Annotated in this window: 5 protein-coding genes; 2 read left to right on the top strand and 3 right to left on the bottom strand. The window is 37.0% G+C overall.

The annotated features are described in order from the left end of the window. Window positions 1-2: 2 nt before the first annotated feature. A complete protein-coding gene (locus EUAN_RS13100) occupies window positions 3-158 on the top strand; it encodes a type II toxin-antitoxin system CcdA family antitoxin (protein ID WP_425388429.1) in 156 nt (51 codons plus the stop codon). Window positions 159-869: 711 nt separating this feature from the next. Here EUAN_RS13100 and EUAN_RS11910 read toward each other — a convergent pair. From EUAN_RS11910 to EUAN_RS11900, 3 genes are read right to left on the bottom strand one after another with little or no spacing between them, the layout of a single operon-like run. Beyond that, window positions 870-1,502, bottom strand: a complete 633-nt coding sequence (locus tag EUAN_RS11910; RefSeq protein WP_071064802.1) for an ABC transporter ATP-binding protein — start codon at window positions 1,500-1,502, stop codon at window positions 870-872. Then, window positions 1,499-3,607 carry a DUF1430 domain-containing protein gene (locus tag EUAN_RS11905; protein ID WP_071064800.1) on the bottom strand — a complete coding sequence of 703 codons (2,109 nt, stop codon included), beginning with the start codon at window positions 3,605-3,607 and terminating at the stop codon, window positions 1,499-1,501. The genes EUAN_RS11910 and EUAN_RS11905 overlap by 4 nt, the downstream gene beginning before the upstream one ends. Window positions 3,608-3,644: 37 nt before the next feature. Continuing rightward, window positions 3,645-4,070 carry a hypothetical protein gene (locus EUAN_RS11900; RefSeq protein WP_071064798.1) on the bottom strand — a complete coding sequence of 142 codons (426 nt, stop codon included), beginning with the start codon at window positions 4,068-4,070 and terminating at the stop codon, window positions 3,645-3,647. Between the two features lie 831 nt (window positions 4,071-4,901). On the opposite strand from EUAN_RS11900, the gene ltrA reads away from it, so the two are divergent. Next, window positions 4,902-6,707 (top strand): group II intron reverse transcriptase/maturase, encoded by a 1,806-nt coding sequence (gene ltrA / locus EUAN_RS11895; protein WP_071064796.1) that lies wholly within the window; start codon window positions 4,902-4,904, stop codon window positions 6,705-6,707. The last annotated feature ends 224 nt before the right edge of the window (window positions 6,708-6,931 follow it).

Below are 6,931 nucleotides of genomic sequence, written 5' to 3'. Positions count from 1 at the left end.
GAGTGGATCTTCTGGCTTATGCAAAGCACTATAAGAATACTACTGTGAGGAAGAATGTTTCCATACCTAGCTGGCTCAATGAGATGGCCAAGAACCAAGGAATAAACTTCTCACAAGTGCTGCAAGACGCACTTAAAAGCGAACTCGATATAGACTAGACAATTCCATGGGGTTGTCTTTTTTGCTTGCTTTATTTTAAGCAGGCTTTTGAATTGCAGGGCAGGTATACTTATTTAGAATTCTCTTCTCTGACCCTGCGATAGAAAGTTTCACGTCTTTTCATGGTTTTTCTCTGCATCTGGAGGGAGCTTTCCCTCTCAAGTTCAGATAAGGCTCCGAACAAAGTGAAAATCAAGAGTAAAAGCCGGTCATATAAATGTATCTATAGAAGATGTGGCCGGTTTTTACACGTATCTCGGTGTCCACTATAATAGACGATACAAAGCACCAAATAATGTCTTAGCGTATAATCTGTCGGTAATGTGCACGGCACCCCTATAAGCTTAGTAATCGATTGAATATGATAATGATATGGTCTATTCCATAAATGGCTATAGCAAAAAGACTTACTAAACAAAAAAGTAAAGATAAAGATTTTATTAAAGTAGATTTTTTCATGAAAAGACCTCCTGAAATGAAAATAAAAAATACGATAAATTTATTCTGTCTCCCCCGCGTAAGACTTGCATTATAAAGCGTCAAGAAAACCTTTTAAAATAGCCGCATACAGGACTTTCTTTTAAAAGGTTCACCACTTGACCAAATGGAATAAATAACTGGATATTCCATTTTATTTTCTAATCGTTGTAAATCCGCATAAATAGGACGGGACTCATTGTTGTGTTTCATAGAAATATTAGGACATAACATTAAGGACTATTTTTTTTTAGAGTTATTACTCTATCAGTGGAATCTGAAAATTCTTTATCGTGTGTAACACAGATTATAGTTTTTCCAGAGGACTTAATATTTTTGAAGATACTAATAATCTCTTTCTTATTTTTAGCATCTAAATTTCCAGTAGGTTCATCTGCTAGAACCAGTTCATAAGGCTTCAACAGCATTCTTGCAATAGCAACTCGCTGTTGTTCTCCTCCGCTTAAACAAGATATTTTTCTTTCTAGATAACTAGTATCTAAGCCTACTTTTTCTAGAGCGATAGCTTTTTCCTTGTTACAAATCTTTTTGTTATAAATTTTAGATATGCTAATGTTCACTTCAACAGTTTCATCTTTCATAAGTAGATAATCCTGAAAGATATATCCGAAAAAATATTTTCTTAAACTTAATATATCTCTTTTTGAGAACATAGATTTACCATTTAGATTTAACTCACCGCTATCAGGTTTTTCTAACAGGCCTATAATATTTAGTAGTGTGGTTTTTCCGGCACCACTCTCTCCATTTAGACAAATAAATTCATTTTCTTTTACCGATAAAGATATATTGGATAACACAGTTTTATCTTCAAATGTTTTATTTATATTTGATAAGCTTATCATTCGAGCTCTCCTTTTATGAATTCAAGTTCACCTCTTGTTAATAGAGTCTCGTATATAGTTTTTGACATAATATACTCGACAAATAGCATTAAAACAGAAAGAAAGAACATATAGAAGTGTGATTTGTATACTAAAATGATGATCAAAGCTGGAAAAGTATACACAAATAAACTTGATAAAAGCAACTTTCTATATGTGTTCATAAAACTATAACCATACAATGATTTAATAATAATGTTTGCTATATAAGCTTTATAGTAGATCCATACAATTACTATAGTTAAGATTATTAATATTAAAGAAATTACTGAGATGTTAAATGTCAGCTTGTTTAGACTATCTTTTAGATAAGACAGTTGTTCGCCTTTCTTGTCATATACTGAAGAAATAGAATTAAGCTCATTAGCGTCGTACTTATATGTTATATTCTGAAGTTCATTTAAGGCGCTATATTCATTGTAAGACTCTAAAAACATAGATGCTCCTAAAGTTGAAGCTAAAACAGAGTTGTCTACATTTCCAGTATATACAATGGATATAGGATCTTTAACTCTATTGGAACTATCACCGGCAAAAGTATTGTAAGTAAAGTAATATTGGTTATTTTCAACGTATATTAAGTTGACTTCAAGGTCATCAATTGGGGTTTCGATTAAATCATGACCAAGAGATTCCCGATACATGTTAGATACATATACTTTTTGAAAGTGAAACCATTCTTTAAAAGAGCTTTCTATAGTGGCTTCTTGACTCTTGAATTTTTCAGGGACTAATACATTTAAAGTATTATCATCGTATTTAATCATATCAGAGGCCCAGTCATTCTTGGAGAAAGCTTTTATAGGGTGACGCTCTAAATAGCCACTGTCTATCATTAAAGTTCTACCATAAGGCGAGTATATATCTTCAACTTTGCTTACATTTTCTTCGTAAATATAACTTTGCTTATCATCATCAGTATTTAAAGAGTCTAAATGCCCAAAGTTGACAGATTGTATGATGAAAACTTTATTAGCTTTGTTCAAATCACTATATAGCTTAAAAAGCTTATCGTTGTCTATGCTTTCTAAAGATAAGCTGTCATAAGGAAGAGCAGTTGTGTTTATAGTAAAAAGATTTTTACTGCTTTCCCAGAAACTCAGACTATCCTGACTTGATTTTAATGCATTTTTTTGGCTAGAAAAAACAATGAAAAGAACCATAAGAAGTAAAACAAGACAAAACTTTACGGAGTTGATAGTAAACCTTGTCTTTAAAAGTCTATTTTTTCTATCGATGCCTTGTGAATTAATAAGAGATATGGGAAATAAGACAATAGAGAACAAAGATAGTAACAATATAATGGCTAAGTTTACTAGTGCAAGTATAATAAGGCTTTTTAACAGTGTATCGATTAAATTGAAGACTATTAAAATTCCAAGAAATGTGGATATACAGCAAAATGTGCATATGAACAGCGTTTTATAAAGTGCTTTGTTAAAAACACAATATATCTGACCATGAGAATAGCCCCATAATCTATAAATTGAATAATTTTTTTTACTGCCCATATAATAAAAAAGAATTACTAAAAAAAAGACGGAAAGAAGTAAGGCAAAGACAGATAAAAAATTACTGTCAATATACTTCAATGTAGAAAATGAGTAAGTGTAGTTTTCTGATACAAGGTACACACCATGGTCGGAAAACTTGTTTAAAAATTCATTGATAATATTATTATCTTTTGTGTCAATATAAAGTAAATTTTTAAATCCTATGCTAAAAACGTCCTCTAAACTATGTACTCGGATATCTTTGTTAAAGATAAGGTTAGGTATGAGTAAGGCAGACTGAAAGTTTTGTTTATTAGTAGTATATATATCTATTTTATTTGAACTTAAAAAGCTATATTGAGATATTTCTATATCCTTTTCTTTTGAAAAAGATATAATATCACTCAAAAAGTTTTCATCAGCCTTAAGAGTATCTCTACTACTTCTATCAAAAGCAATAACTGTTTTATCGAATAACATATTATCAATAGAGTTTTTGCTTATAGATAAAAAAGAAAATATATTTATTAATATAGTTAGTGAAATCACTACTACAACCAACAGTTTTTTCAAGTACCTAACCTCTCTTTACAATAGTATTTAACAGAATTTATTTAGTTGCACCAAAAACTTTATTACCTGTAATCGTTGAAGAGCACCATTCGGTAGTAGCTCTATGGCCAGGTTTGACCCAAGAACTTCTCAGTATATGTCCAGCACCATTAGTGGCAGATGAACGGTGTTCTTTACTACTGTGATCGTACTTAGCTCTGTGTTTAGCACCCTGAAACTCTGCCCAGAGAGTACCTCCAGCAACAGAAACTTTCTCTCCTACATGTATAGTCGACGACATAATACTAACGTTACTATTAGATTTTTGACTAGTAGAATAATTTTTCATTATAGGATTATCCACGTTAATACCAATCTCGGTCACACCAGCCTCTTTTAGATGAGCACCTAGAGATACTGAAGATGCTGAAATTGTTAGTATAGCCGAAGCTAAAACTAAAGAACCAAATTTTTTAATTTTCACAAAATTACCCCCTTGTTTAAGTATTATTGGAAACTAACCCTTAAAATAGTAACATAAAAAATTGAACATTTCAACTAGGAGTAGCGTCCGGAAAATGCGGATATCTCACGTTAGCGCGACACGTTTCCCAATAAGTGCGGAGCACGAAATGGGAGGGCTATCGATAAAAGCCCAACTGATTAATGAAATCTGGAATGAAAGCCGTCACGTTGGCTGAAACGGATTGTCTGATACTCCACTATGCGCCAGGTAATTAGCAGTTGCTTGGGGTTTAAAGCGTGGTAAAGTCGGTTGAGAGTACACCCTAAGGGCGGAAATGCCACAGGAAAAGCGAATTGGAGGCAATCGAGTGTATGATAGGCCGGGACGCTAAAAGGTACCCATGGCGAGAATGTCTTAAAAGACTGACGAACCCGCGAATGTACGGCTCTAATGAGAAGTTAATTAGAAATGGTTAAACTGCTGAAGCAGGGTCTGTCGCCGAAAAGTATGAGTTGACGTTAAGAAATTCGGTATGTTCGACAATGAGGGCATAAGATAGACGGGGTCATAGCTGGCGCCTAAGGGTACATATGCAAAGCTAAGTTAATCGGAACGTGGAAAGCAGAGAACAGCTACTCAAACGACTGCTAATCGGGCTGGTTTCAATAAGGCGGAAGCCGAAATGGACTTATCTCTGTGAGAGTAGGGGCACAGTACCGATGAAGCTATGGAAACATAGTGGAGGGATAGCCCCAAGTCTCAAGTTTTGAAATCTAGACTAGGAAGACCAAGCTCATAGGGTCAGGTAAGATGATGGGACCTTAAAGCAAGGGAGAATACAAACCATCGATGAGCACAGCACTACGATACAACGAATACTACGGTATGCAGAAGACTTTCGATTGGCTGTACAATAGGAGCAGAAAGAGAGCCACAGACGGACTCAAGCTCTACGAAGCCATAGTGTCGAGAGAAAACATACTTCTGGCATACAGGAACATAAAGGCCAATACAGGTAGCAAAACCAAGGGCACGGATGGACTGACCATATCAGACTACAAAATCAAGGACGAGTCAGAGTTTCTAAGCGAGATAAGAGCCACGCTTGAGGACTACAAGCCCGACTCGATAAGGCGGGTGGAGATACCCAAGAGCGGTGGCAAGACGAGGCCCCTCGGGATACCCACTATGAAAGACAGGCTGATTCAGCAGATGTTCAAGCAGGTTCTTGAGCCGATATGCGAAGCCCGATTTCACAACCATTCATACGGGTTCAGACCGAACAGGTCGGCGCACCACGCAATGGGACGAAGCCAGTTTCTGATAAACATGAACGGCTTGCATCACGTAGTTGATATAGACATAAAGGGTTTCTTTGACAACGTCAACCATACAAAACTGCTCAAGCAGATGTACGACATAGGGGTCAAAGACAGGAGAGTCCTAAAGATAGTCGGAAAAATGCTCAAAGCCCCGATAAAGGGCGAGGGCGTGCCCAAGAAGGGAACCCCTCAAGGGGGCATTCTGTCGCCACTGCTTTCCAATATCGTCCTAAACGAGCTGGACTGGTGGATAGGCGACCAGTGGGAGAGCTTCAACACAAGATACAAATACAAGCACCAAAGGAGCAAACTGCTACAGCTGAAAAGCAGAAGCAACCTAAAAGAAATGTATATAGTGCGCTATGCAGATGACTTCAAAATATTCACCAGAAGCCATCAGACGGCGGTTAAGATATATCACGCCGTAAAGGACTACCTAAGGAACAACCTAAAGCTCGAAATATCAACGGAGAAGTCCCAAATCACCAACCTCAGAAAGAAGCCGTCAAGCTTCCTGGGATTTAAAATCAAGGCAGTAAAGAAGCGAAACAGCTATGTGGCGAACACTTTTGTGGCAGACGAGAAAGTCGAGAAGATAAAGACACGGCTTAGAGAACTAATCCGAGGGATTCAGAAAAACTCGAATGCCCACACCGTCACAAAGTACAATATATATGTGATGGGGATTAAGAACTACTACAAATACGCCACCCATATAAACGCTGATTTCGGGAAAATAGCCTATCAAATATCCAAAGCCCTATTCAATCGACTGAAATCAATTGGAAAGTATGAAATTCCAAGCAACCCGAACGAGACATACAGGAAGTTCAATATAAACAAGTACAGGACATACAAGGTGGATGGAGTCTATCTTCATCCAGTGGCGGATGTCCAGACTAACCACATAATGAACTACACCCAGGACATATGCAACTACACGGAAAAAGGCAGACAGCTAGTCTACAAAAGGCTTAAGCCCAGCGTGACCAAGGAGATAAACAGGCTTATGAAGAGAGTGTATATGTACAATACGGTCGAGCTGTCAGATAACAAGCTGTCAGTATACTCGGCTCAGAAAGGCATTTGTCCGATAACGGGGGAATTTCTATACGCGGAAGAAGTGGAGATTCATCACATAAAGCCAAGGCAATACGGCGGGACAGATGAGTTCGCCAACTTAACGGCGATTCACAGAGACGCACACAAGCTGATACATGTGATAGACAAGGAAGCGATTGATAGATATATGAAGAAACTCAATCTGAACGTAAAACAGATTGAAAGAGTAAACAGATATCGTAGAGAATGTAATCTGACTAGCATAGACTAGAAACTTGAGATGGAGCGCGGTATGCGATGAAAGTCGCACGTACCGTGCGGAGCAGGGGAAAAGGTGGAGATAGTCTCAAAGCCTTACCTATTGCCATAGAAAAATAAATTACATAAAAGCTTGTTTTTTCCAAAGATTCAATACGGAAAGAACAAGCTTTTTATATCTTTAGCCAAGCACTAGGGGTCTTAGTGAATCCAGTGAAATGGCCTGCTCAGAGTTGA

The sequence above is a fragment of the Andreesenia angusta genome (genome assembly GCF_001855385.1).
GTDB lineage: Bacteria > Bacillota > Clostridia > Tissierellales > Gottschalkiaceae > Andreesenia > Andreesenia angusta.
The sequence above is the reverse complement of the archived record's forward strand: the minus strand, read 5'-3'. Positions and strand labels throughout refer to the sequence as shown.